General features: G+C 34.2%; 32 protein-coding genes and 1 pseudogene. 16 read left to right on the top strand and 17 right to left on the bottom strand.

The window, feature by feature from the left end; translation table 11 throughout:
• Window positions 1-32 precede the first annotated feature (32 nt).
• Window positions 33-428, bottom strand: a complete 396-nt coding sequence (locus Q0977_RS07590; protein WP_119414937.1) for a polyhydroxyalkanoate biosynthesis repressor PhaR — start codon at window positions 426-428, stop codon at window positions 33-35.
• Between the two features lie 163 nt (window positions 429-591).
• Between Q0977_RS07590 and phaQ the strand changes: the two genes are divergently transcribed.
• The 3 genes from phaQ to Q0977_RS07605 all read left to right on the top strand — a co-directional run bounded on the left by phaQ (window position 592) and on the right by Q0977_RS07605 (window position 2,344).
• On the top strand, window positions 592-1,008 hold the full coding sequence (gene phaQ, locus Q0977_RS07595; protein WP_119414936.1) for a poly-beta-hydroxybutyrate-responsive repressor: 417 nt from the start codon (window positions 592-594) through the stop codon (window positions 1,006-1,008).
• Window positions 1,009-1,052: 44 nt separating this feature from the next.
• Window positions 1,053-1,541: a hypothetical protein gene (locus Q0977_RS07600; protein ID WP_119414935.1), complete on the top strand. Its 489-nt coding sequence runs from the start codon at window positions 1,053-1,055 to the stop codon at window positions 1,539-1,541.
• A gap of 263 nt (window positions 1,542-1,804) precedes the next feature.
• The gene (locus Q0977_RS07605) at window positions 1,805-2,344 is read left to right on the top strand and encodes a GNAT family N-acetyltransferase (protein WP_299512202.1); all 540 of its coding nucleotides are present in this window, start codon (window positions 1,805-1,807) and stop codon (window positions 2,342-2,344) included.
• A 35-nt stretch (window positions 2,345-2,379) separates the two neighbouring features.
• Here the strand turns inward: Q0977_RS07605 and allB are convergent, their stop codons facing one another.
• The 3 genes from allB to Q0977_RS07620 are packed head-to-tail and all read right to left on the bottom strand — an operon-like array spanning window position 2,380 to window position 6,204.
• Entirely contained in the window at window positions 2,380-3,696 is a 1,317-nt protein-coding gene (allB, locus tag Q0977_RS07610; RefSeq protein WP_299512205.1) for an allantoinase AllB, read from the bottom strand.
• Window positions 3,693-4,949 carry an alanine--glyoxylate aminotransferase family protein gene (locus Q0977_RS07615; protein WP_119414932.1) on the bottom strand — a complete coding sequence of 419 codons (1,257 nt, stop codon included), beginning with the start codon at window positions 4,947-4,949 and terminating at the stop codon, window positions 3,693-3,695. Before Q0977_RS07615 ends, allB begins: the two co-directional genes overlap by 4 nt.
• A gap of 1 nt (window position 4,950) precedes the next feature.
• On the bottom strand, window positions 4,951-6,204 hold the full coding sequence (locus tag Q0977_RS07620; RefSeq protein WP_124217617.1) for a Zn-dependent hydrolase: 1,254 nt from the start codon (window positions 6,202-6,204) through the stop codon (window positions 4,951-4,953).
• Between the two features lie 162 nt (window positions 6,205-6,366).
• Between Q0977_RS07620 and Q0977_RS07625 the strand changes: the two are divergent.
• The 5 genes and pseudogenes from Q0977_RS07625 to Q0977_RS07645 form a co-directional block, all read left to right on the top strand.
• Window positions 6,367-6,726: pseudogene (locus tag Q0977_RS07625) on the top strand (solute carrier family 23 protein); the annotation flags it as partial.
• Window positions 6,727-7,251, top strand: a complete 525-nt coding sequence (uraD, locus tag Q0977_RS07630) for a 2-oxo-4-hydroxy-4-carboxy-5-ureidoimidazoline decarboxylase (RefSeq protein ID WP_119414928.1) — start codon at window positions 6,727-6,729, stop codon at window positions 7,249-7,251. It begins immediately after the preceding pseudogene.
• An 11-nt stretch (window positions 7,252-7,262) separates the two neighbouring features.
• Complete coding sequence (gene uraH / locus Q0977_RS07635) at window positions 7,263-7,595, top strand: hydroxyisourate hydrolase (protein ID WP_119414927.1); 333 nt, start codon at window positions 7,263-7,265, stop codon at window positions 7,593-7,595.
• 58 nt (window positions 7,596-7,653) lie between these two features.
• Window positions 7,654-9,078: an NAD(P)-binding domain-containing protein gene (locus tag Q0977_RS07640; protein WP_124217619.1), complete on the top strand. Its 1,425-nt coding sequence runs from the start codon at window positions 7,654-7,656 to the stop codon at window positions 9,076-9,078.
• Between the two features lie 230 nt (window positions 9,079-9,308).
• The gene (locus Q0977_RS07645; protein ID WP_119414925.1) at window positions 9,309-10,484 is read left to right on the top strand and encodes a YbfB/YjiJ family MFS transporter; all 1,176 of its coding nucleotides are present in this window, start codon (window positions 9,309-9,311) and stop codon (window positions 10,482-10,484) included.
• A 76-nt stretch (window positions 10,485-10,560) separates the two neighbouring features.
• Here Q0977_RS07645 and Q0977_RS07650 read toward each other — a convergent pair whose 3' ends face one another.
• The 4 genes from Q0977_RS07650 to mce all read right to left on the bottom strand — a co-directional run bounded on the left by Q0977_RS07650 (window position 10,561) and on the right by mce (window position 14,583).
• Entirely contained in the window at window positions 10,561-11,046 is a 486-nt protein-coding gene (locus tag Q0977_RS07650) for a chemotaxis protein CheW (protein WP_119414924.1), read from the bottom strand.
• A gap of 27 nt (window positions 11,047-11,073) precedes the next feature.
• Window positions 11,074-12,195, bottom strand: coding sequence for a M20/M25/M40 family metallo-hydrolase (locus Q0977_RS07655; protein WP_119414923.1), 1,122 nt, complete (start codon window positions 12,193-12,195; stop codon window positions 11,074-11,076).
• Between the two features lie 412 nt (window positions 12,196-12,607).
• Window positions 12,608-14,164 carry an acyl-CoA carboxylase subunit beta gene (locus Q0977_RS07660; protein WP_299512220.1) on the bottom strand — a complete coding sequence of 519 codons (1,557 nt, stop codon included), beginning with the start codon at window positions 14,162-14,164 and terminating at the stop codon, window positions 12,608-12,610.
• Between the two features lie 8 nt (window positions 14,165-14,172).
• A complete protein-coding gene (gene mce / locus Q0977_RS07665; RefSeq protein WP_299512223.1) occupies window positions 14,173-14,583 on the bottom strand; it encodes a methylmalonyl-CoA epimerase in 411 nt (136 codons plus the stop codon).
• A gap of 95 nt (window positions 14,584-14,678) precedes the next feature.
• Here mce and prli42 point away from each other — a divergent pair, with 95 nt between their 5' ends.
• A complete protein-coding gene (gene prli42 / locus Q0977_RS07670) occupies window positions 14,679-14,804 on the top strand; it encodes a stressosome-associated protein Prli42 (RefSeq protein ID WP_255416300.1) in 126 nt (41 codons plus the stop codon).
• 164 nt (window positions 14,805-14,968) lie between these two features.
• Complete coding sequence (locus Q0977_RS07675) at window positions 14,969-15,262, top strand: transposase (protein WP_119414918.1); 294 nt, start codon at window positions 14,969-14,971, stop codon at window positions 15,260-15,262.
• 6 nt (window positions 15,263-15,268) lie between these two features.
• Here the strand turns inward: Q0977_RS07675 and Q0977_RS07680 are convergent, their stop codons facing one another.
• From Q0977_RS07680 to Q0977_RS07690, 3 genes are all read right to left on the bottom strand, one after another.
• Window positions 15,269-15,445: a hypothetical protein gene (locus tag Q0977_RS07680; protein ID WP_164489556.1), complete on the bottom strand. Its 177-nt coding sequence runs from the start codon at window positions 15,443-15,445 to the stop codon at window positions 15,269-15,271.
• A 168-nt stretch (window positions 15,446-15,613) separates the two neighbouring features.
• Entirely contained in the window at window positions 15,614-15,940 is a 327-nt protein-coding gene (locus tag Q0977_RS07685; RefSeq protein WP_119414917.1) for a hypothetical protein, read from the bottom strand.
• A 126-nt stretch (window positions 15,941-16,066) separates the two neighbouring features.
• A complete protein-coding gene (locus Q0977_RS07690) occupies window positions 16,067-16,450 on the bottom strand; it encodes a hypothetical protein (protein WP_299512227.1) in 384 nt (127 codons plus the stop codon).
• Between the two features lie 162 nt (window positions 16,451-16,612).
• Between Q0977_RS07690 and Q0977_RS07695 the strand changes: the two genes are divergently transcribed.
• Window positions 16,613-16,975: a VOC family protein gene (locus tag Q0977_RS07695; RefSeq protein ID WP_119414915.1), complete on the top strand. Its 363-nt coding sequence runs from the start codon at window positions 16,613-16,615 to the stop codon at window positions 16,973-16,975.
• A 185-nt stretch (window positions 16,976-17,160) separates the two neighbouring features.
• On the top strand, window positions 17,161-17,787 hold the full coding sequence (locus Q0977_RS07700; protein ID WP_124217621.1) for a nitroreductase family protein: 627 nt from the start codon (window positions 17,161-17,163) through the stop codon (window positions 17,785-17,787).
• 53 nt (window positions 17,788-17,840) lie between these two features.
• Here Q0977_RS07700 and Q0977_RS07705 read toward each other — a convergent pair whose 3' ends face one another.
• A complete protein-coding gene (locus Q0977_RS07705) occupies window positions 17,841-19,670 on the bottom strand; it encodes a DNA ligase D (protein ID WP_299512258.1) in 1,830 nt (609 codons plus the stop codon).
• A gap of 109 nt (window positions 19,671-19,779) precedes the next feature.
• Here Q0977_RS07705 and Q0977_RS07710 point away from each other — a divergent pair, with 109 nt between their 5' ends.
• Window positions 19,780-20,604: a Ku protein gene (locus tag Q0977_RS07710; protein WP_299512232.1), complete on the top strand. Its 825-nt coding sequence runs from the start codon at window positions 19,780-19,782 to the stop codon at window positions 20,602-20,604.
• A 129-nt stretch (window positions 20,605-20,733) separates the two neighbouring features.
• On the opposite strand, the gene Q0977_RS07715 is transcribed toward Q0977_RS07710, so the two are convergent.
• The 5 genes from Q0977_RS07715 to Q0977_RS07735 form a co-directional block, all read right to left on the bottom strand.
• The gene (locus Q0977_RS07715) at window positions 20,734-21,126 is read right to left on the bottom strand and encodes an NUDIX domain-containing protein (RefSeq protein WP_299512235.1); all 393 of its coding nucleotides are present in this window, start codon (window positions 21,124-21,126) and stop codon (window positions 20,734-20,736) included.
• 37 nt (window positions 21,127-21,163) lie between these two features.
• Window positions 21,164-21,799 (bottom strand): non-canonical purine NTP pyrophosphatase, encoded by a 636-nt coding sequence (locus Q0977_RS07720; RefSeq protein ID WP_299512237.1) that lies wholly within the window; start codon window positions 21,797-21,799, stop codon window positions 21,164-21,166.
• A complete protein-coding gene (locus Q0977_RS07725) occupies window positions 21,786-21,971 on the bottom strand; it encodes a hypothetical protein (RefSeq protein ID WP_119414910.1) in 186 nt (61 codons plus the stop codon). The genes Q0977_RS07720 and Q0977_RS07725 overlap by 14 nt, the downstream gene beginning before the upstream one ends.
• Window positions 21,972-21,989: 18 nt before the next feature.
• The gene (locus tag Q0977_RS07730; RefSeq protein WP_299512240.1) at window positions 21,990-22,514 is read right to left on the bottom strand and encodes an AAA family ATPase; all 525 of its coding nucleotides are present in this window, start codon (window positions 22,512-22,514) and stop codon (window positions 21,990-21,992) included.
• 330 nt (window positions 22,515-22,844) lie between these two features.
• The gene (locus tag Q0977_RS07735) at window positions 22,845-23,621 is read right to left on the bottom strand and encodes a class I SAM-dependent methyltransferase (RefSeq protein WP_299512243.1); all 777 of its coding nucleotides are present in this window, start codon (window positions 23,619-23,621) and stop codon (window positions 22,845-22,847) included.
• 219 nt (window positions 23,622-23,840) lie between these two features.
• On the opposite strand from Q0977_RS07735, the gene Q0977_RS07740 reads away from it, so the two are divergent.
• From Q0977_RS07740 to Q0977_RS07750, 3 genes are all read left to right on the top strand, one after another.
• Window positions 23,841-24,299: a VOC family protein gene (locus Q0977_RS07740; RefSeq protein WP_119414907.1), complete on the top strand. Its 459-nt coding sequence runs from the start codon at window positions 23,841-23,843 to the stop codon at window positions 24,297-24,299.
• A 218-nt stretch (window positions 24,300-24,517) separates the two neighbouring features.
• Complete coding sequence (locus tag Q0977_RS07745; protein WP_119414906.1) at window positions 24,518-24,799, top strand: hypothetical protein; 282 nt, start codon at window positions 24,518-24,520, stop codon at window positions 24,797-24,799.
• Window positions 24,800-25,392: 593 nt separating this feature from the next.
• Window positions 25,393-25,820 (top strand): esterase/lipase family protein (locus tag Q0977_RS07750; RefSeq protein ID WP_367269452.1); only part of this gene is annotated, 428 nt, incomplete at its 3' end.

The raw sequence follows: 25,820 nt of genomic DNA on the forward strand, positions 1-25,820 counted from the left end.
CTCAAATTTTTTAGTATTGTAAGATTTTTCATTTAATCTTTATTTTTTAGTATTTCTATTAGCTGATCTAATTTTTGCTCAACATTGGTAATATCTTGTTTCAATTGAGCAATTTCTAAAGAGGTCGTCTCTTGTTGTTCATAGATGAAATCATCTAAATTATCAATTTTGGTATCTACGTTTACAATCATAGATGCCACTTTCGCAAGCTCTTCAATACTAGGAATATTCGCTTGCTTCAAATAAGATTCAGTTAACGTTTTGACTAGTTCTTGATATTGAACGTATTGGTTTTGAACTTGTCCTAACCCTTGTGCAAATTGTTCGGTTCCAAGTGAATTTTCAATTGTACCTCTCCATGTACTTTCTGTTTTTTCGTACACTTCCTTCCAAATCTTAAAAGGATCTAGTGTTGTATTTTGACCCACTGGAAATCATCTCCTTTTCAAACACCTATGAAGACACCTTATGGTTTGTTTTTTAATAATATGACTAAAAAAGAATAGGAATTTATTTTATCGAAAGAACATAAGTATAAATATAGGTGTAAATTACACTTATATGTAGTACTGAAGTGAGGAGGTGAATGTGATGGATACAAGAGAAGGGAAAAATCAAAAAAGCGATTCAATTTTTGGTACACCTCAAAAACTTTTAATACCACTTATGCTATTACACTTACGAGAATGGAATTCACACGGTTATGAATTAATGGAGAAAATTACTCAATTTGGCTTTACTCCTATTAATCAGGGGAATTTTTATCGTCTTCTTCGTAAACTTGAAAAAGACAATTTAGTATCATCGGAATGGGATACTCCGGAAAAAGGACCTGCTAAACGAGTTTATTCTTTAACTGATGCTGGGGAAAAGTATTTGGATATGTGGGCAGGTTCACTAAGTCAATATCAAACATTGTTAAATAACTTTTTAGATTTATACAATCCTTTCTTCCCCATCAATCAGTCTTCACCGAAAAAAGAAAGGCCAATGGATGATATGCAATGAAATGCAATCATTATAAATGCACGAAGAAAAGGGAGGAAACGTAAATGGTGAAAGAACAAACAGAAAAAAGCGTAGATTTAGTATGGGATGGATTGTTAAATGGGTTAAAAACTTGGCAACAATTTCAAACTGAAGTGGGTGAAAAAGCTTTACAATCATTCACTTATCAAAAAGACTTTATCGAATCAACTGTATCTACGATTAACACAATCGAGGAAGAATCCAAAAAAGCAACAAAAGAAATTCTAGAAAATGTGCAAACTAGCGTAAAAGAAGTATTTAGCAACGAGCAATACGAGCAATTTTCTAAATGGTTAACAAGTGTGCAAGAAATTACTGACAAATCACAAGAATTAGTCAGCAATCCGAGTCATTCCATCTTAGATACTGTAGTACAAACAAATAACCTTTTAGAATCTACAGTAAAAGATGCTCTTGAAGAACAAAAACAACAACGCTTAGAAGTCATTGAGAAAATTGAAGAATTAGCTGAACAATTAAAACAAACTCAAAAAGGGTTGTTTAGTGTTTAGAAGAAACGATCTTAACGAAAGAAGTGTTGATGGGGAACTTTTAAACACTTCCAGACTCACAAATAATTATGTATACAAGAAAAAATGCTTTTCTTCATTTAAATGAGGAAAAGCATTTTTTACTGTCTATTCTGCTATAAGATGAACACATAATAGACAGTTTCTTTTTAAGAATAAGACATCTTAAATAGAAAATAACTATTGCTTTCTTACAGTATCATCCATTACAATAATAGGAATATTCCAAAAGGTGGTATTCACATATGATACAAATTTCTGAAGATCTATTATTACGACCAGTTCAGCCTGAGGATGCAGAAGCGATATTTACATTAACAGATCAAGATCGTCCATATTTGAGAGAATGGTTGCCTTGGGTTGATGGTACAAAATCTGTAGAAGATTCTTTGGAGTATATTAAATTTAGCCAAATCGGTGGAAAAGCCGGTACATTATTAAATTTAGCAATTATTTGGAAGGGTGATATCGTCGGCATCACTGGCTTCAACAAAATTGATCGCACACATCGTATTGCATACATTGGGTATTGGTTAGGTAGAGATTATCAAGGTCACGGTATTATGACTCAAGCTGCAAAAGCTTTAACTACCTATGCTTTTAATGAATTGCAATCAAACAAAGTTGAAATACGAGCAGCAGTTGGAAATAAAAAAAGTAGAAGTATTCCTGAACGACTAGGGTTTGTACAAGAAGGAATCCTTCGTAGTAATGAATGGCTTTACGATCACTTTGTCGATCATGTTGTTTATGGAATGTTAGCCGATGAGTGGGAAGACAAGTAAATTAAGGCTAAATTCATAGCCAAATGGTTAAAGGCCTAACCGCCAACCACTTGGCTATTTTTAGATTGAAAAACTTCTTTCCCTCTTGAATATGTGCTGATAATTTGATAGTCAAAATTGAAATCTTTATAGATTGTGCCTTTATGCTTTGCATAAATCATCTTTTCATCTACTTTAAACGGATTTTTTTCAACAATAACAAAATCAGCATCCATCCCCACTGCGATTTCTCCCTTTCCACCTAATTCAAAGCGCTGTGCAGGTGCTTGTGCTGTCCATCGAGCCACATCCGTTAGTGGTAATTGATATTCCTCTGCAATTTGTAAAATTGAAAGAAGTGTAAATTGTCCACCATTAATACCACCCCAAGATTTGAAATAATTCGGAGGTGTTAGTTCCTTCAATTCTTTTGGGCATGGTGAGTGATCGGATGCAATATAATCGATTTTCCCTTCCAACAATTTCACAATCAGTTCTTTACGAATAGATTCTGAGCGTAATGGAGGTGCACATTTCGCATAAACTTGATGAGAATCGAAAGCTGTGTCGTTAAAAAGTAAATAATGAGGACATGTTTCTAGCGTTACATCTAAACCTTTTTGTTTGTATTCATGAATAATCTCCACGGCCTGAGGTGTACTAATATGAACAAAATGAAGGGCACATCCAGTAATTTCAGCATAATGTAATGCCCGTTGCACTGCATCTACTTCTGCTACAATTGGACGTGATTCACAATAATCTTTGGCAGTAACAGTACCTTTTTCAAGCTTTTGCTCTGCCAAACATGAAGTAATGGTATCACTTTCTGCATGGAGGGCTAATATTTTTCCTAACTTTGCTATTTCAAACATTCCTTGTAGTAATGCCTGATCATCTACTGATGAAAATGGCTGAAAACCGGAATTAGACAAGAATGCTTTGAAACCAATTACACCATTATCAGCTAATGATTGTAATAGAGGAATATTCGTTGGTACTAATCCTCCCCAAAATCGATAATCGATATTAGACTTTTGTTCTGCCAATTGTTTTTTGAGTTCTAATGCTGACACATTAATCGTTGGTGGATTACTATTTAATGGCATATCAAAGAAAGTAGTTACACCTCCTGCTGCAAGCATAGTAGAACCTCTTTTAAAGCCTTCCCATTCTTCATTTCCTGGTTCGTTTAGATGAACATGTGCATCTACTACACCTGGTAAAATGATTTTTCCCGATACATCTATTCGCGTAGCATTCACATCTTCAATATGTGGCGCAATTGCGATAATTTTTTGACCATCAATAGCAACATCACACTTTGTTACTTGATGAGGCTCAACTACTTCTGCTCCAGAAAAAATAATCATTGTGTAACACCTGATTTCTTTGCAAATTTTGGAGCTTCGTAAAAGTCCAATGAGGCTTCTACTGCTTGCCCACGATTTGGCTCGTAGCCATGACGGATTAAAGCTGCTTCAAGTGCTTGTAATACTTTTAAGATATTTTCTTTTCGACAACTATACCCCATCGTTCCAATTCTCCAAATTTCCCCTTGAAGAGGACCAAATGATGATGCGATTTCAACACCAAATTGCTCTAACATAAATTGGCGAACTGAATCCCCATCTACTCCATCTGGTATCTTTACACAAGTGACTGTTGGAAGTTTACATTCCGGATCACCATACAGTTCTAACCCCATCCCTTTAATACCTTCTATTAAAGCTTTTTCGTGATATTGATGACGACCAAATCGTTCATATATTCCTTCTTCTAATACTAGCCGCAACCCTTCTCGTAACGCATAAATCATAGAGGTAGCTTCTGTATGATGATTTAATCGCCGTGGACTCCAGTAATCTTGTAGCATCGCCAAATCTAAATAATTACTTTGAATCGTTTTGGTATCATTTTGTTTACTGTCTTCTTCAGTTGCAATTCCATACTCTACCTTTTTTCTACGTTGAATGATTTCTTCTATTCTTTCATTATAGGTGATTAATGACATACCTGAAGGAATCGATAGACACTTTTGGGTACCGGCAATAATCCCATCAATAAGCCAATCATCCACCGGAATATTAACCCCACCCATTGAAGCCACTGCATCTACGATCAATAGACGATCTTGCCCGCGACAGATTTTACCGACTTCAATTAATGGCTGCATAGACCCTGTACTTGTTTCACCATGGACAATTGCGACAACTTTTGGTTGGACTTCATTTATCTTTTCGATAATATCTTTTTCTTCAAATACTGTTCCCCAAGCTGTTTCCATCGTATATACGTCAGCACCACATCGTTCACAAATTTCAACTAACAAATGCCCAAAGCGCCCGAAAATGGGGACAAGCACTCGATCTCCAGGCTCTATCACACTACATAATAATGCTTCTGTACCAGCTCGAGATGTACCATCAATTGGAAATGCCCATTTATTTTTTGTCTGGAATATCATACGTAACATATCCATTACTTCGTTCATAATCTCTGTAAAAGCCGGATCAAATTGACCGAGAATTGGTGTTGACATTGCTTGCAGAACTCTAGGGTCCACTTCTACTGGACCAGGGGTCATAATGGTACGGATAGGTGTTTGTAATTGGCGATAATTCATATCATTGCACTCCTTCATAAGCTAATTTATAAAGCACTTCTTTTAAGAGTAATATGCCATGCTCTAAATCTTGAACTTTGGTAAATTCTAGTGGCGAATGACTAATTCCTTTTTGACTAGGGACAAAAAATAACGTAGTTGGATAGTGGGCTCCTAAAATTTGCGAATCATGTCCTGCTCCACTGACCATTTGTACACTTTTAAGTCCATTGTTTTTCGCTATTTTTTCCATCGTACTGTGTAGTGATGTATCTAAAGCTACAGGCAGACTGTCCGCCCATTTTTCGGCCTTACAGATAATTCCACTGTCATTCGCCTTTTCTGTAATCATTTGTAAGATTTCATCGCTATATTTTTTTAAAATACCTTCTTGATGATGACGAATATCTAAAGTAATAGATACCGTCTTAGCGACAACATTTGAAACATTTGGCTCAGCATTTATGCTACCAACTGTTGCCCTAAGCCCTGGGTATTCCTCTTTTGCTATTTTGGTTAGGGCATCAATGCAATTAGCTGCAAAAACCATCGGATCTTTTCTTTCTTCCATAGGGGTAGTTCCTGCATGGTTACTTTCACCCATAAATTGAATCGTATAACGATGTTGTCCAACAATATGTGTAACGAAACCGATATCAATATTATTCTTTTCTAAAATAGCACCTTGTTCAATATGAACCTCTATAAAGTGTTCAATATCACTCCTCTTATCACCTTTATAAGCTGCAATCGGAAAACCTGCTTTTCCCATGGCATCTTGAAATAATATTCCATTTTGATCTTCTAGTTGTTTTATATCTTCTAAAGAATATTCACCCGTAATATTCTTTGATCCCCAATATGTAAGTGGAAATCTACTTCCTTCTTCTTCACATAAAGATACAACTTCTATTGTTTTTCGTGGGCGACCATATTGCTCGAACAACATTTTCGCAGCTAAAAGACTCGCTATAACACCATAAGCACCATCATACTTTCCACCATTTACAACCGTATCAATATGCGAGCCTGTTAAAATGACTTGCTTTTCTTCTTGGAATCCTTCTATACGACCATACAAATTGCCTACTTTATCAAAATAAGGATCCATACCTATTTCTCGCATTTCCTCTTTAAGCGCATGCTGTGCTGCCTGCCATTCCTCTGTGTATAGTAGCCTTGTCACACCACCATCTGCTGTCTCGCCAAAAGTAGCTAACCAATCTAGGTAATGTTGGACATTTTTATATTTCTCTGATGAACAAAGATTAAGCATTTATGTCCCACCTTTCTTTCTGCTATATCCTTATTTTAAAAAAAGAAGTGGTATAGTTCATTGACGTATTTGTAGAAAGATGTATGAATTTTTAGATAAATTAACCAAAATATGTTTGAAAAGTTAACTTATTTATGTTAGATTTTATAACATAGCATACATTTAGGACTTGTCCCTAAAATTGCTGCACTTGCTACATTAATACCTACTGCTGTTTTAGGTGGAGCAACAGTTGTCATGTTCGGAATGATTGTATCATCTGGTATTAAAATGCTAACCACTGTAGATTTTACAAACCAAAACAATTTATTAATCATTGCTATTTCCATCTCTTTAGGACTAGGTACCACTGTTGTTCCTGAATTATTCTCAAGCTTACCATCCTTTATCAAAACTCTATTTGGTGATGGAATCATCACAGGTAGTTTAGCAGCTATGCTATTAAATCTCCTTTTATCTCATAAAGAAAAATCAGTTGAAACCAGTAAAGATATTTCACTTGCATCACAAGGAGGAAACTAAATGAAGCAACCTTTAGAGATGATTAATCATTCTTCAGAAGAGAAGTTTATAGAACTCTTTCAAGACATTTACGAATCGTCGCCCTGGATTCCTCAAGAAGCAGTAGTAAGTAGACCATTTGACCAAATAAGTGACATTTTAGAAACAATGCAGCAAGTTTTAGACCATGCTCCTTTCGAAAAAAAATTAGCTTTAATCCGAGCACATCCAGAGCTTGGGAAAAAAATAAAAATGAGTAGTACCTCTACTGAAGAGCAACAAAAAGCAGGATTAAATGCACTTAATAGTGATGAGTATCATGAATTCTTAACTTGTAATAACAGTTATCAAGAAAAGTTTCACTTTCCATTTATCATTGCAGTTGCAGATCACACGAAATCAGAAATTTTACAAATGATGAAATTACGACTAGCAAACAGCTACGATGAAGAATTTAAAACTGCTTTAAAAGAAATTAATCGAATCGCTGAATTGAGATTCGTTCAATTAATCGAAAAAATGAATCCAATCAAAATTACTGAATAAGGAGAAAACCAATGACTTCACTTTCAACACATGTTCTAGATTTATATCATGGGAAACCCGCCCAAAATGTGCAAGTAGATGTATATTTCAATCATCAATTCCTTTTAACAGTCGAAACAGACGAATCCGGGAGATGTACCCCCACTATCAACAAACCTTTCGAGCGAGGTACATATGAATTCGTCTTTCATATCGATACTTATTTTCAGTCAAAAGGGGTTCCTCTACCGGTTTCTCCTTTCTTATCTACAATACCAGTACGATTTACGATTGAAAAGGACAGTCATTATCACGTGCCGTTACTAGTAACGCCTTGGAGCTATCAAGTATACAGGGGAAGTTAAATAAGAACTTTGATATTTTAACTAGATTTCTATTTTAAAATGGAAAGGATTGGTTTAGATGAGCCTAGAAGCTTTAAATAAACAAGTATTAGTAGATCTTTCGTACATTGGATACGCTCAACCTACTTGGGTGAAACCACGATCTTATAACGGTGACCATGTATATGATGTTGTTATTATCGGTGGTGGTCAAAGTGGTTTAAGTGCAGCATTCGGACTTCTAAAGGAAGGCATTACAAATATTCTTATTTTAGATGAAAATAAGAAAGGGTTTGAAGGCCCATGGATAACATATGCTCGCATGAGGACATTGCGTACACCAAAAGACCTCCCTTCTATCGAGCTTGGCGTTCCATCACTATCCTTTCAATCATGGTGGACAGCACAATACGGTATAGAAGGTTTTGACAAGATTGATAAAATACCAAGAACTGACTGGATGAATTATTTGAAATGGTATCGTGAAATCCTCTCATTACCCGTCGAAAATAATGTACGTGTCACTTTAATCGAACCGATTGATAAAGAGCTTAATCGAATTTCAGTTAAAAAAGCGAGTACCTATTCTTCCATTCTCGCAAGAAAAGTGGTGCTTGCAACAGGCATTCAAGGAGGCGGTGAATGGCATACCCCTGCATTAATCAAAGATAATTTACCAAAGTCTCGTTATGCCCATACTTCTGAAACTATTGATTTTTCTTCTTTAAAAGGTAAAAAAGTCGGCATATTAGGCGGAGGAGCTTCTGCTTTTGATAATGCCAATTTTGCCTTAGCATCAGGAATTCGTGAAGCTCATGTCTTTGCCCGTAGAAAAGAACTCCCACGTATAAACCCTATGCGGAAATTAGAAAGCTCTGGCATTATTAGTCGCTTTCATACACTATCCGATCACGACAAATATGCTGTCATGTCTCATTTTTTCAAATTCAATCAACCACCTACAAACGATACTTTTACACGAGCAAGTTCAAAGGAAGGATTTCATCTGCATTTAGGCTCGCCGTGGCTAGAAGTCCAAGATTCAAAAGAAGGAATCATCGTAAAAACACCCCATCAAGAATTTATATTCGACTATTTAATAATTAGTACTGGACTTGTAACAGATCCTGCTTTACGGCCAGAACTTAAAATAGTAGAACCTTATATCACACGTTGGGGCGATATCTATAAAGCACATCCGGATATTGCAAATAAACTTATTGATCTGCATCCTTATTTAACACCTGAATTTTCTTTTGTGGCTAATTGTCCTGAAGGTGTATCTGCTTTATATGGGATATTTGCATTTAATTATTCTGCACTTATCAGTAATGGCGTGTCCGCTTCAGCATTATCAGGATTGCGATTCGCAGTTCCAAAGCTTGTAAAAGGGATTGCTGATGAGTTATTTAAAGATGATCAGAAAAAAATTCTTCAAGAATATTTTGATTACGACCAAGTGGAATTTGTTGCTGATTTACAAATCACCAAAGAGATTGTTTAGTTCTGAATCTCTTTCTAGATTTATAAAGTTATTTAGTATATTTAATACTGGGGGACAAACTCGATTAATATTTAGTTTGTCCCCCTTTTCTGATGCTTTAACTGCAAATATGACCTTTTTATCCGAACTAGTATTAGAATTTCCAATTCGTCATTTACCAATATCGTCCAATAAGTTATACTATTTTTATTCGTTAATGTCATTTTTTTACTTATAAGTGGGGTGATTTATTGAATCGACAGCATATGGGTGTAATTATTGGGGCGATTTTATTTTTGGCTGTTGCAATGGGAATTGGGCGATTTTCGTTTACTCCTATTTTACCTTTTATGCGAGAAGCTGAAGGAATGTCGGTTGAAAAGGGTAGTTGGTTGGCTTCGGCAAATTATATTGGCTATTTTATCGGTGCTTTATGGGCAGGGTTTATTAAAAACAGAAAAGGCAAACTTGTGATGAACGCTTGGTTATGTGTACTTTCAATCATCGCTATGGGCGTTATTGATCATTTCTTTGTTTGGCTGTTTTTACGTTTAATCAATGGTATTACCGGGGGCCTCATCTTCGTTTTAACATCTAGTATACTTCTCGATTATTTAGCGCAACATTTTTTAACAAAATGGTCTGGTTATGTGTTTAGTGGAATTGGTATTGGCATCGCTCTTTCAGGCATTTTAGTACCCTACCTACAACAATTCTTCGCTTGGCAAGGTGCTTTTATAGGACTCGGTATATTATCTGGTTTGTTTATATGTATCAATCATTTTTTATGGAGAAAATTAGAAAATCCTACATTACCACAAAGCAATACAGTGAAGTCTGAAAAAATTTGGTCTGGCTTTATGCCATGGATGATCTTTGCGTACGGACTAGAGGGACTTGGCTATATTATTACAGGGACCTTTTTAGTCGATATGATCAACGAAATACCAAGTTTGCACAAGTATGCAAGTTACGCTTGGGTATTTGTTGGGATAGGTGCTATTCCTTCCGCACCTATATGGGGGATTTTAATGACTAAGTTCAAACCAATACTCATTCTAGCGATTGCTTATATTCTTCAAGTCATTGGAATGCTGTTGCCCGTTCTTTCACAATCGGTCATCGGTGTAATGTGCTCAGCTCTCCTTTTTGGTGTTACTTTTGTTGGTATTGTTGTTTTAACAACTTCCTATTGCAGAGAGCTATTTCCAACAAAAAGTGCAACCGTCGTTTCCACCTTAACTACCTATTATGCTTTCGGTCAAATCATTGGCCCACTTATTGCTGGGAAACTAACTACATATTATGGAACCTATAATAGTGCACTCATTTTTGCTAGTAGCGTTGTTTTTTTCTCTCTCTGCTTACTGTTATTTGGAAAAAAATTCACTCAATTAAAGTTGGATGCCAAAACATCTACCATATAGCAAATTGACTTACAATTGCTCAAAAAACAAGCGTATTAGAGATGTTCTCTAATACGCTCTATTTTTGATTTGAATTTTATACCATTGCTTGCAGTTCTTCTTCAGTTAGAGAATTCATGTATTCTTTCAATTCCTTAATACCATCTAATGTATTCACTAATACATCAGGTGATACAATTGTAATCATTCGATTCTCTAAATTAGCCACTGCACTAAAATATTGTGTTTTTGCATAATTTACAAGTCCAATTTGTTTAAGCTTATCTTCTTCTATATCTAAAATCTCTTTTGCTTCCAAGACTAAAAGTCCATATACAAAGTCTTCAGTTTGAAGAATAATGATTTTAGCATCCGATGAATTGGCTTTGCGATTATATAAAATTTGTTCAAAATCAAGAATTGGTAGTAGTTCGTTACGAACTTTAATTAAACCTAATACATAATCAGGCATATGTGGAATTCGGTTTACTTTTTCAAATTTTTCAATTGATACTACTTTTTCAACAGGAACTGCATATTCCTCTTGTCCGCTTCTAAAAACAACAACTTTCGTACTTGGCATAAATTCACACTCTCTTCATAGATAAAATTATTTTACTTTAGCTGAGCATTTTACAATCTCAACTAATAAATCGGCTAATTTTTCTAATTCTTCAACAGGAATTCGTTCTTCTGTTGTGTGGATTTTTTCATAACCTACTGCCAAGTTAACTGTTGGGATACCATATCCAGCGATTACGTTTGCATCACTACCGCCACCAGATTGTACTAATTTTGGTTCACGGCTGATATTTTTTGCTGCTTCTTGTGCAACTTTAACGACTAAATCATCTGGGCCAAAGTGGAAACCAGGATACATACGTTTTACTTCAACTTCTGCTTCTCCGCCCATTTCTTTCGCTGCAGATTCAAAAGCTTCTTTCATATGTTTTTCTTGAGCAACAAGTTTTGCTTCGTTCAATGAGCGACATTCAGATAAAACAGAAACTTCATCACATACGATATTTGTTGCTTTACCGCCTTCAAAACGACCAATATTGGCAGTTGTTTCAGAGTCAATGCGTCCCAATTTCATGCGTGCTACTGCTTTTGCAGCGATTGTGATTGCTGAAATTCCTTTTTCAGGTTCTACTCCTGCATGTGCAGTTTTACCTTTGATTGTTGTGAAAATTTTTGTTTGGAAAGGTGCAGCTGTTACGATTTCGCCGACTTTACCATCTGAATCGACAGCAAATCCATATTTTGCATATACTTTTTCATGGTCTAATTCTTTTGCACCTTCAAGACCTGATTCTTCACCAGCAGTAATCACATATTGAATATCGCCATGTTCGATTTTTTCTTCTTTTAATCGTTTAGCTAGTTCTAATAATCCTGCAAGTCCTGCTTTGTCATCAGAGCCAAGGATTGTTGTGCCATCTGAGTAAATATATCCGTCTTCTTTAATAATCGGTTTAATACCTACACCTGGTACTACTGTATCCATATGAGATGTAAAGTAAATTGGTTGAACATCTTTTAATGTACCTTTAAGTGTGGCGATTAAGTTACCAGATGCATGACCGTTACGGCTAGCTGCATCATCTTCATAAACGTCGAAACCTAATGCTTCTAATTTACTTTTTAATACAGGTGAAATTTTTTCTTCATGATAAGTTTCTGAATCAATTTGTACTAATTCTAAAAACTCTTCTACGATACGACTTGGCATCATTCAAGACTCCTTTATATATGGTAGTATTGCTACCTTATTCCTTCACAATTTTATCACAAAAAGCTAAGAAATCATCTATCTGTTGCTTTATATATTGAAGTTTGTTATTTATTCACACTTTTTAAGAATTTCTTGAGGATTCAATTGGTACCAACGAGTTTCTTTTTGTGGACATATTTTTTGAGTTGGTTCTGGAGGAGTTAGCTTTGTGACTTAAATTGTCTGGAACGTGGATTCAATTTTGTTTTGTGTGGATTGGACTTCATTTCGCGCGGATTGTGCCCTATTTCCCGCGGATTAAACCTCATTTCCCGCGGATTGACTGTAAATCCAAAATACTATGTGAATCACCACTTATATGATTCCAAAAGAAAAACGCCTCTGACCTGAGGCGTTTTGTACTTTTACCTTACAAAGGAATATTCCCGTGTTTTTTATAAGGTCTTGATTCTTTTTTCGTACGTAGCATTTCAAGTGATTGCATTAGTTTGATACGAGTTTCTCGAGGATCGATGACATCGTCTACTAAGCCGTGAGATGCTGCAACATATGGATTTGCAAATTTTTCTTTATATTCTTCAATTTTTTGAGCACGTGTAGCCTCAGGATCTGCTGATTTTGCAATTTCACCTGCATGGATGATATTTGCTGCACCAGATGCACCCATTACTGCGATTTCAGCGTTTGGCCATGCATATACCATATCTGCCCCAATAGATTTAGAGTTAAGAGCAACATACGCACCGCCATAAGCTTTACGAAGAATAACTGTAATTTTCGGAACAGTTGCTTCTGAATAAGCAAATAGGATTTTTGCACCGTGACGGATGATTCCGCCGTGTTCTTGTTTAACACCTGGGAAGAAGCCTGAAACGTCTTCGAAAGTAATAATCGGTACGTTGAAAGAATCACAAGTACGAACAAAGCGAGCAAGTTTATCAGAAGAATTGATATCTAAACCGCCAGCAAGTACTTTTGGTTGGTTACAAACTAGACCAACTGATTCTCCGTCAATTCGTGCAAAACCAACGACAATATTTTTTGCAAAGTCTTTTTGAACTTCCATAAAGGAATCTTTATCTACTACTTGTTCAATAACTTTACGTACGTCATATGCTTTTGTTTGGTCGACAGGTACAAGATCCAATAATTCAGAACGGAAGTTGTCATCATCTTCTTCTTTTTCAACTTTCACAACTGGAGCTTTTTCCGTATTGTTTTGTGGTAAGTAGCTAAGCAATTGTTTGATTTGTTCAATTGCTGTTTCTTCATCTGCTGCACGGAAATGTGCATTACCACTTACAGAGTTGTGAACTTTTGCACCACCAAGACCTTCAGATGAAATTTTTTCACCTGTAACTGTTTCGATAACTTTTGGTCCAGTGATGAACATTTGTGATGTTTTATCAACCATTAGGATAAAGTCAGTGATTGCTGGAGAATAAACAGCACCACCTGCACATGGTCCCATGATTACAGAGATTTGTGGAATTACACCCGAATAGATGGAGTTTCTATAGAAAATGTGACCGTAGCCGTCAAGAGATAATACGCCTTCTTGAATACGAGCGCCACCTGAATCATTAATACCAATAAATGGAGCTCCGTTTTTAGCTGCTAAATCCATAACATTCGCAATTTTCTGAGCGTGCATTTCCCCAAGTGCACCACCGAACACTGTAAAGTCTTGTGAGAATAGGTAGACAGGACGACCATTTACTTTACCATAACCAGTAACAACCCCATCACCAGGTCCCTCTTTCTTATCCATACCAAAATCTACTGTACGGTGTTTTACGAAAGGATTGATCTCAACGAAAGTTCCTTCGTCTAGTAATAAGTCGATACGTTCACGAGCTGTCAATTTACCTTTGTTATGTTGCTTTTCGATTCTGGCTTCACCACCGCCAAGTTCGATTTCACTTTTACGATCATACAATTCATTGATTTTATCGTACATATCCATTTAACTGATTACTCCTTTGTTTGACTTCTATCTACTAATTCGTAAAGTACTCCATATGATGATTTAGGGTGAATGAAAACAACCTTTGCTCCACCCGCTCCAATTTTAGGTTCTTCAGATAACAGGCGAGCTCCTTCTCCACGCATTCTAGCCATTTCTTGTTCTATATCAGTAACGGCTAGTGCTATATGATGGATGCCTTCACCACGCTTTTCCAAATATTTATAGATAGCGCTTTCTTTTGTGAGTGGTTCTAACAGTTCAATATGTGTGTTTCCCGCATCGATAAATGCAACTTTTACTTTCTCAGACTCTACTTCTTCTACATTGATTAGCTTCATACCTAACACATTTGTATAATATGTAACGCGTTCATCTAAGTCCTTGACCGCTATACCAATATGATCAACATTCTCCATTAGTCCCCCAACTCCTTCTATGTTGTATAACACAATTGTACATAAATTTTTCAGAAAACTCTAGTACTTGTTAAATAAAATATATTTGATAAAATATTTTTAAAGAAAAAAAGGAGAGAACGAGAATGAGCAATAAGAAAATCCAGAAAATTGTTGTAATATTGATGGCAGCCATTATGGTCCTTTCAATGTTAACTTTCGGTTTAGCAATGATTAATTAGTAAATTCAGCAGATCTATCTAACCTATAATGGGTCTGCTGTAATATTTCTGTCATTGCTAAATCTAAAAACAATGTTTAAAATCCCGTACTATTTTCGTATAAACTACTTCTAGAAAGGAAATAAATTGTTTTAACAACTTTTTTCTGATAGGAGCTAGTTCTTATGAAAGTATTACTTATTATTTCCAGCATTGTCTTACCACTTGTTATGTTCTTCCTACAATTAAAAATAAAAACTTTCCGTTTCATTTTTAATATACTTGCTTTAATAGCTATTGTTATTTTTGGTGATATTGCTTCGACTTCTATTTATCAAATTATTAAAGAAAATGCCGTATTTATGACTACCATCCATGCTATTTTCTTAAATCCATTTTTCTTAGCCACTGGTGGATATCTAGGTATATATTTCATATACAGATTAATCTTACTTACAATTGAAGAAACAAAAGATTGAAGCCATTTAAGTATTTTTTTCTTGTTTAAGCTTTACGTAATAGAACAACCAAACCATCCAGACAATAATATATATACTAATAGCCACTATTTCTACAATTAGTACTAACCACCAAGACCAATTGAGAACACCTACTAATTTCAGTACGATTAAAATAATAGTCAAAAATTCCGTAAATCCCAATTGCCTCACCTTTCGTTTATAATCTTCGTATTACTTTTTCCTTTATGTTGCCTTTTTATGTATTTTTATAATTTAAAAATGAAATTACTGCGATATAGAGCAGACATTTATTATAGAAAGAAAGGGCTATCCCTGAAGTTTTTTTCTTATGGGATAGCCCTAACATAATTATTTCACTAATTTTAACTCTTCAACCGATTCTCTCACAACTCTCAAAATTTCGATATAATAGTCTTTGTGTTGATTACATAAACGAGTATTTTCATCGAGGTGAGCAATTTCTTGATCGATTTCATTGATCATATCATTCATAATCAGTTGAGTCATGCCACTACTCGTTTTGCCATAAGCATTCACTAGTATTTGTCTTTTTTGAGCCAAAAATCTTTGGCGGTCGAATGATTGAATAGAGTCTTCATCAAATTGTTGAATTTTACTTACAATTTCATCCATAACTACTGTAGCTGTATCTTTTGTTTGTCGTTCTTCTACCAATTTACTCCCCTCCTACTAAATTTAAATCTAGTATTAGATTATTTAATTGATAGAAGATTTATGATAAAAAATTTTCAGAAGGATAAAAATTAACACTAGCTTCTAATTGCAATATAGAAGTACGTCTTAAAGGTTTTCAATTACTTCTCTTAACTTTTTAGCCGAATCAATTTTATAGATAGTATTAGTATCTTTTATATTCATAATCGTTGCCGTATCATCACTATTCATCCACAAGAAATATTCCGTATCCTTTAACTTAATCTTATATTGTGGAGAACCAATATCTACGATTCCTTCTATTTTTTTAGCTCTGTTCAATGCATTTTGAATAATGTGGATTTGTTCATCATTTGAAATAGTCTTTAGAGAATTAGGTTTTACTTTCGAAAAATCAATTGTTTCCTGAATTTCAACGCTCTTTACAACTTCTGATGAATTTTTTTCAGTATTACAAGCAACTAAACTTAAACAGCAAATAAGAATGAATAGTAACCTTTTTATATTCATCTTTTCCACCCCCTATATATTAAGATATATAATAATTTCATAATTTACATATTTTACATAATACAGTTTAATAATATCAAAAATATCACATATTCATAAAGGTATTTGAAATATCATTAGAGAAATTTACACATAGCGACTATTAAAAAGGAGTGTTGAAACATGGAACTATCACTTTGCATGATTTCTATCAAAGTAAATGATGTAGAAAAGGCAGTTAAATTTTATTGTGATGGATTAGGCTTTAACTTAGAAAAAAATTATGGTGAGAATATTGTAGAATTGAGTTTTGATGGTCACTCCATCATTCTAGAAAAAGCAGAAAAAGAAAATACACTCAATTATTTTGAAAATGCCCAAACGGTTTTAGGAATCCGCTCAAACGATTTACCCGCTGATATGAAGGAATTGCAAGAAAGAGGCATTGAATTATTGTTTAAAGAACCACAAAAATGTCCTCCAGGTATTTTCAATGTAATTCAAGATCCTTTTGGAAATCATATTGAAATTTTAGAATTCCAATAGATTTTCATCCTAAACTCATTCATACATTCAAGCATAATTTTAAGTGATTATGCTTTTTATTATTTCAAAAATTCACTTTCTATATAAACAATTCTAATTTATATTAGTTTGAGCAACTTACTTGGATTTTAAAAGGGAATGTCGTATAGTAGAATCTCAACATGATAGATTAAGGAGCGTAAAAAATGACACTAACACAAAGTACTTTAAATAAAGTAATGCACGAAAGAAAATCTGTACGTAAATATGATCCTCAATTCAAAATTCCACAATCTCAATTAGAGGAACTTTTAACAGAAGCCGCAACTGCACCATCATCAAGTAACCTACAACCTTGGCGTTTTCTAGTTATTCAAGACGATCAAGTAAAAAAAGAGTTACGCAAAATTTCAAATAACCAAGAACAAGTAGAAACTGCCTCAGCAATTATTGCTGTTTTGGGCGATATCGAAATGTACAACAATACTGAAGAAATTTACAATAAGAATTTCGAATTAGGTTATATGGATGAAAATATAAAAAATATGATGATTGAAAACTCATTAAAATTATATTCAAATCTTCCAGAAGAAATTTTAACAAACATCGCTACTTTTGATGCTGGCTTAATCTCTATGCAAATTATGCTTCTTGCAAGAGATATGGGATATGATACAGTTCCAATGGGTGGTTTTAACAAAAAAGCATTTGCTGAAAAATTCGAATTGCCAAATCATATAAAACCAGTTTTACTTATTGCAATTGGTAAAGCAGTTGCACCTGCATATGGTACTTCTCGTTTACCATTAGATAAAATTGCTAAATTCATCTAACACTTACTAAAAAAGGAGCACTCCATTACCGGAATGCTCTTTTTTTATTTCAATTAATGCTGTAATTGCTGAAGAACTTTATTTAGCGATTGCTCATTTTCTACAACTACGTCTCTAAATGGAAGGAATGGATTCCCCTGTTCCTTAATACGTGCTAGAACATTTGGGATTGAAAATATTTGAGGTTTTAGCGAACGGTTCACTTCATCCCAATGTAAAGGTGTTGCAATTAGTCCCTGAGCATTTCCCCTCGGTGAGTAGGGTGCAACGATTGTCTTTCCTTCACGATGTTGAACATAGTCTAAGTAAAGCTTGTTATGACGATTCTTTTTTAAGCGCTCGATAGTAAACCATTTTGGATTTTGTTCGACCAAAAAATCACATACAAATTTTGTGAATAATCCTGTCTGTTCATATGAAAAGGTATCTTTTGGTATTGGAATATAAATTTGCATACCTTTACCGCCTGATGTTTTGATAAACGACTTTAACTCAAACTGATCAAAAATAGCTTTTAGTTGAAGAGCTGCTTCAACTGCTAAAGAAAATTCATCAACTGAAGGTGGATCTAAGTCAAACACTATCTCTGTAGGATGAACTGTCTGTATGGGTTGGAACGGGATATGAAACTCGATAGCTAACTGATTGCCCAACCATAAAAGTGTTTCTATATTGTTGCAAAGGATAAAGTACGTATCATCTACCAATGTTGTAGAAACAAAATCAGGCACTTTTTCCGGACTACTCTTTTGGTAAAAGCTCTCACCGGGTACACCATGCGGATAACGAATAAGTGTTAATGGTCTATTACGAAGAAAGGATAACATTAATGGCGCTACACTTTGTAAATAATAAAGATAATCTTCTTTAACTATCCCTATAGATTGGAAAATGGGCTTATCAGGATGCGTAATTTGAACAGATTCAGGTATCGGTTTAAGTTGATGTAGCATCTTTTCCCAAGTACATTCTTCTGGTTCAACATTAAGTTTAAATGTATGAAATCTTGGTTCCCTCAACATTCCCCCAAGAAAATCAATACAAGCAATTTCTACACAAATAGATGGCGCTAACTCCCATACTTCGTTCTTTAACTTAGTCCCACTGTCTTCAAATAACTTCTTTAATACATTGAACTCTTCTTCTTTTAAACCATGACGAAATAAAACAACTTCAACAAGAGCATCATCCTGATATACGGCTCCAGTAAAGTAGCCATTCTTCTTATCAAATTTGGTTACTATAACTGTTACGTAAAACCAATTTTTTATTTTTAACCAATTGGTCGTTCTAGTACCACTCATCCAAGTACTTTTTCTTTTTTTCGCTATAAGACCTTCTCCGTTATGAATCTTTATAATTGTCCACAACTTACTGGCATCCAAAAAATCATCAATCAGTTGAACTCGTCTTTTGTCTTCATAATTAATAGAAGTTGGGATGTTCACACTCCCACATAATTCCTTTAATAATTCCTTTCTTTCTATCAATTCTAAATTTGTTACATCCTCCCCTTTTCGTTCTAGAAGATCAAACACGACGTAATGACACGGAAATTGATGAGCGTTTTTATTAATGGAATTTTGACTTTTCAATCTCCCACGAAGTTGCACGACTGAAAATTGACTTTTGAAATTATTGGATAAGGATACTAATTCTCCGTCTACTTTTAGTGGCAAATAAGAACTTATTTGATCTTTTATTTCTTGTAAATAATCTAGTATTTCTGGAAAGTGAGGATTTAAATTTTTTCCATTTCGACTGATTAAAACAGGTTCATCTACCCATTCTAATATACAGCGAAATCCATCATATTTTGTTTCATAGATCCAATCCTCTCCACTAGGTATTTCATCTGATTGAGTTAATAACATCGGTTTCAACATCCATCCAACCTTCACGCTTTTTTAATAGCTTTTGAACAATTCGAATATCTAATACATAAAAACAACTAATGTCTTCAATAATAAGGAAAAGAAGGTGAGTGAAAATATGCATACAGTTTGGAAAGGTAGTATCAGCTTTGGTTTAGTCAACATTCCGATTAAATTACATGCTGCTACTGAAAATAAGGATGTAAAGTTACGTCAACTGCATAAAGAATGCCATACACCTATTAGTTATAAAAAGGTATGTGAAAGTTGCGGCAAAGAAGTGGAAGAAGCGGATATCGTCAAAGCTTACGAGTATACAAAAAACAAATTTGTCGTATTAGATGCAGAGGACTTAGAAAATTTGAGGAAAGAAAATGAAGATAAAGCTGTTGAAATTATCGATTTTGTTAAACTAGAAGAAATCGATCCCATCTATTTTGAAAGAAGCTATTATATCTCTCCAGATGCAACAGGTTCAAAAGCCTATACGCTTCTACGTAAGACACTAGAGGATTCCGGGAAAATTGGCGTAGCTAAGATTATTATTCGCTCAAAAGAACAATTAGCTGCCCTACGTGTTTATAAAAATACTTTAGTAATGGAAACCATCCATTATCCAGATGAAGTCCGAAGCATTAGCGATGTACCAAATATACCTTCCGAACAAATAGTTGTGGAAAAAGAACTTGAAACGGCATTGATGCTCGTTGATCAACTAACCACAACATTTGATCCGGATAAATATACAGATGATTATAGAACTGCTCTCTTAGACTTAATCGAAGAGAAAAAAGCCGAAAACACAGTTACAGCTAATAATGTAGAAAAAGAACTCCCTGCTAACGTGACAGATCTTATGAGCGCACTCCAAGCATCATTGAAAAAGACAAAGAAAAAAACGCCAAGAAAACGGACAAAGACTTTAAAAGAAAAGACATCTTAAAGATAATTTGAAACTTCAATCAGTTTTTGAATCACCGTATAGAAAAAGCCAACGTTGAAGTGAAGTGCACCCAAAACGTTGGCTTTCCATCTATTCAAGAACTGTTAGTTAGCATATTGACCACTCTTTCTACATTTCTACTATCGATTTTTTCAACTCTTCAGGAACTAACTCTATATGTTGAATTTCAGAAATAGGAACCCATGTTGGTTGATAAATATTATTTTCTGAACTTCTCTCTTTTTCTTCTCCATGAATTTCAAATTCACTTTTCTCAAACAGCTCTGTTAGAAAGTAAACTTCTTTCTTCGTCGTTTGAAATTCAACAAATGTTGTAAGATCTTGAGGTGATAATTTTAAATCAATTTCTTCATGAGTTTCACGAATAGCTGCTTCTAATGCACTTTCGTTCTCTTCAACCGTTCCACCAGGATTAACCCAATACTCACGTCCGTTTTTTAGTCTATGAATAAGTAGTACTTCTTTTTCCTTTGGGTTATAAATAACTGTTCCTGCTCGCATGGATTTAATCTTGTCCTTTCGTGTTAACTTGCTATTGTTATATTTTTAGAGTTTGTAAGACGAATTTGACGATTTCCTTATAAAAATCATTATTCATATATTGCTTCTCCTTAGCACTCAATTCACTATAAAATTTGTTGAACTCCTCAGAATAGTGTAATGATGCTAATGGTCTTCCTGTGATTCTCGCACTTGAGGCAGGCGTTTTAAATATACACTCTTGAACATACAATCCCTTATTAATAATTTTATCTTCAAAAGCAATAACATAGGAAGTCATAATTGTCCCTGTTCCAGTCTTATTTTCGCCGATTAGATTAGTGTAATGTTCAATAATTTCCTCATCTGTTGCATATGGTCCGATTATTCTGCTTATATATGCACCAGGCTGTTCTGACTTTGGAAGAAAATCTAAAAATAATCCTTCATCAGTTGCGATTACAGGATACGTCACCTCCATACTACCAGTCAGGGCTTTCGTTTGAGCATTTTTTTCAATATTTGATCCTTCATTACTATTCGATATGTTGTCTATCAAAATCAGTTCAAGGTTTTCGATTTTCTTTAATGTCCTTTTGAATTCTTCATATTTTCCAATGTTTGAAGTGACTAACCCTAATTTCATCATTTGCTCCTCTGCTGTTCCCTCTCTCTCTATTTTATATTCTTTCACCTTTAAACCTTACGATACCATCGCTTGTAACCTCTTTATAGTTTACTCTGATAGTATTCCCTGCAATTGTAACGTATTCTGACTGCATCATCAGTTGGACTGTTTCAAAATCGATCATTTCATCAAACGTTCCTTCCCCTATAACAATTAGTTCGACTTTAAAATTACGCATATGTATCACTACTCCTCGTTAACTATTAATATAATCTATAACTTCGTTAATATATGTATTTAATGGTTTCCCACTATTTACCGAAAAGCATTTACAATTTAATGGTCTTTTACTACTTTTAAGCGTCCGATTAAATGTTTCTAGTGATTTCACCTCTGAAATTTGACTAACCATTTTATTCCTTGTTTTTAAACGCCTGTTTATTTCAACAAAATCATCGAGATAGCATTCAATATATTTATAATTAGCATCATATTTTTGAGTGATTTTAGTCCCCTTATCGATCAACTCATCATACAAACAAGGACTATCGAGGATAACATTTCTCCCTTGTGATAAATAAAAATCTACTAACGCAAAATCAATATTATACGCGATTCCGCCTAGCGGTTTTCCATTAATCTCATCTTCGTTAATTGAATGTAATAATGTTGATTTCGTTACATCATGATCAATAATAATACAGTTAGTTCTATTAGCTATTTCTAAGGCTAATGTAGATTTACCCGATCCAGGAAACCCAGACATTTGAATAAAAAACATGTATAAATTCCTTTCTATCCCACACTTATTACTTCAAAAATTTAGTAATATTTCTTTCCTAGCTTACTAATTCAGCAAATGTATGTAAAAGAGCACCCATAAGGATGCTCTTAAACGAGTTAAAACTAATTATTAATGAATAGCCTTTAACTGCATTTTAGTGGTATAGAGCCCTCGCATTGCTCATAAACCATATTCTTATAACAATCCCCATTATTTTATATTCTACATTTTGCGTGTAATTCCTCTTAAATATCTAAAAAGCCTAGTAGTAGTATAAATATTACAGTAAGTGGATTCATAAAGCTAAATGCCTGAAAGAATAAAAAGTTATTTAATAGCCATCCAAATCGTCCATCTATCCTTTTCGACAATGTTGGTCTCTATTGAGATTGACTGATTAATATGATTGGTCAACTTGTCTAATTCATTATTGTCTAAATCATGTAAAATACTTCTACCTGCTCTTTCTTTTAAATCATTTACCAATTGCTCTTTGTTTTCGTAAACTTTTCGTGTTTCCCATATTTTAAGTTCCGTAACTTCTTTAAATCCAACTTCTTTTAGTTTTTCGATTACCAATTGACTATCATGTCTGCGTTTCGTTTCTTTTTCAACTAATTTTGGAAAGAGCTCAAAGAAATATCCTCTAATATTGCTATTAGTGCCTTCCAACAAACAATCTTCAGGGGTTCGATCTTGGATAATATAAAATCCGTTATCCTCCAACACTCTATACGCTTCTTTAAAACATGCATGTAAATCTTCAATATGATGAATCAATGCTCTTTCAAGTAGTAGATCAAAACTATTGTTATCTAAACCTGTCTCATAAGCATTGCCTTTCTTAAAAAATACGTTTTTATATTCTTTGCAATTTTCTCTTGCCCCTTCAAGTATGGGTTCAGAGAAATCTATGCCAGTGACAGAATCGACTCCCATATCCGAAAGTGCCTTGCAGTAGATTCCTCCTCCACATCCAATATCTAAAGCTTTAGAAATATCCTTGATAGGAACAAGTTTACTTATTGCTTCAATCCATGAGTTGTGAGCATTTCTAGATGTATAAGAATCTCGAATTTCTTTATTATGAAAATCAATACCCATTCTTTAACATCACCCATCTCTTCTTTTGATTCATTACATTTCCATTTTACCCCATAATTATATATAAGTATAAGTTATGTTTTTTATATAAAGTAATAATTATTTCTTATTACAATTCGATCAGTCATTATTTGTTCATTCCAAAGTAGTATGTTCACTTATTAAAATCACCTTTATACTCAAAATATACAAAATAATTCGAAAGAAGGTTGTGTTCCAATGATTAAAGGTTTATACGAAGCACATTTACCAGTTAGTAATCTTCAAAAATCAATTGAGTTTTACCAAAATTTAGATTTAGAGATCGCATATCAATCAAAAAAGGTTGTATTTTTTTGGATTGAAAAGGGAAAGAGTTGGTTAGGTTTATGGGAAACTGATAAAGTGAACACCCCTTATCACCCATCGCTAAGACATGTTGCTTTTCAAATTGATAGAGACGATATGAATAACATTAAAAATTGGTTAGAGGAAAAAGGAATAGCAATAAGACCTGCTTTCGGGTTTTCCGGTGAAGAACAACCGCTTGTATTAAATAATAATCCTCAAGCCCACGCAGCTATCTATTTTGAAGATCTAGATGGTAATAGTCTTGAATTTATATCTCCTTTAAGATTAGACTTTGAAGAAGCATTTGAAAAAATGACTTTAGAAGAATGGAATCGTACGCAGGAATAAAACAGTATGCATTTACTTTGTTTTATACAATGTTCATAATAGCAATCTTTATAATACACGTTCAGTCGGTAAATTTATAACAGCTTAGAATTAGGGAACTAATCCTTATAGATTCATAAACTAATAGATTGTAAAAATCCTCCATTTAAATATTTGGTTTAATATAATATAATAAAATTTTGTGTAAAGAATAATTTATTTATTAAGGTTGGCTGAAAATGATTAACGAAATTCAAAAAGACTTAAAAAAAGTAATTAGTTTATATCAAGAGAAACCATATCTTCCGTTCTGGGGAGAGCTATTCAAGATCACACAAGACTTAAAGAAAGTTACTCATTTAAAGAAACAGAAAATACTTTTATATGAAACCAACGAGTCAGTTCCAGTTTTTTATCAACCAGATGGCCGATTTTGCATTGCTGCACCTGGTCTCACTATTTTTTTAACACAAGAAGAATTCATCGATTCTTTGTTAAGAGGAATGTTTTGGCCTAAATAAAGGAAAAGCTTCTATATTATTTAAAGCTATTTCTCCATTAAGTATTTCAATATTTTCTTCTACATACTTCCTCGATACTATTATCATTCCCTACACTTTTATTCGTTTTATTATATTCATCTTATATTCATCTAAAAAATGAATGACATAGTGACATTTAATGAACAGCGTTTGATAAGATTGTCACCCACCAGATGATTATATCGATTTAATAAGTTATATAGCCTAGTACATTGGCGAATGCTGTCAAAATCGCAATACTCCTACGAACAGATTGCTTTGATCAGAGTAAGGGCATAGTCATCTGCTTCCAAAGTTAATAAAAATGTACCACTTGAAGTGTTTAAAAATGTGCTTCAAAATGTGATACATTTTTTATTTTGTTTTAATTTTAAAGTACATACAGTCTGTTTCTTTGTATGGAATTGTCGAACATATTCTTCCTTAGTCACAAAGCCTCCATCGGAATACAGGGTGCTTCACAATAATAGAAACCCAACTTAATATTCATTTTTACACATTTGGGAATATCAACTGTTTTCATCACGTAATTGTAGTAAAGTTCAAAAAAGAATTTGTAATGGAGGCGTTTAATGAGTCGATTGATGAAAAGGTTTTTAGTCTTTTTCTTATGTTTAATGGTTTTTACGCCATATGTTCTTTCTTCAGAAGTATCAGCCGGAAAGCTGAAGCCACCTGGTGAAACCTTCACCCCTGGAGAATGGTTCCTTGGTGACCGTCCACCGAATTACACTTCATCAAAACCACCGATTGTCTTTGTCCAAGGGAAGAATGGCAGCTCAACAAGCTGGTATGGGGAAACAACTTATCACGGAGTTAATGACATATATACGAAAGCTTACGAAGCTGGATATCAGACTGTTTTCGTCCAGTTATATGACGCGGCAGGCAATGGTTCTGAAAATCAATACACAAATGGACGCCTACTAGCCTCCATGCTCGGAGAAATATCTCGACACTTTAATGGGCAGAAAGTGAATATCATCGCTCATAGTAAGGG

Origin of the sequence: uncultured Rummeliibacillus sp., from assembly GCF_934216135.1 — a bacterium.
In the GTDB taxonomy this organism is placed as follows: Bacteria; Bacillota; Bacilli; order Bacillales_A; family Planococcaceae; genus Rummeliibacillus.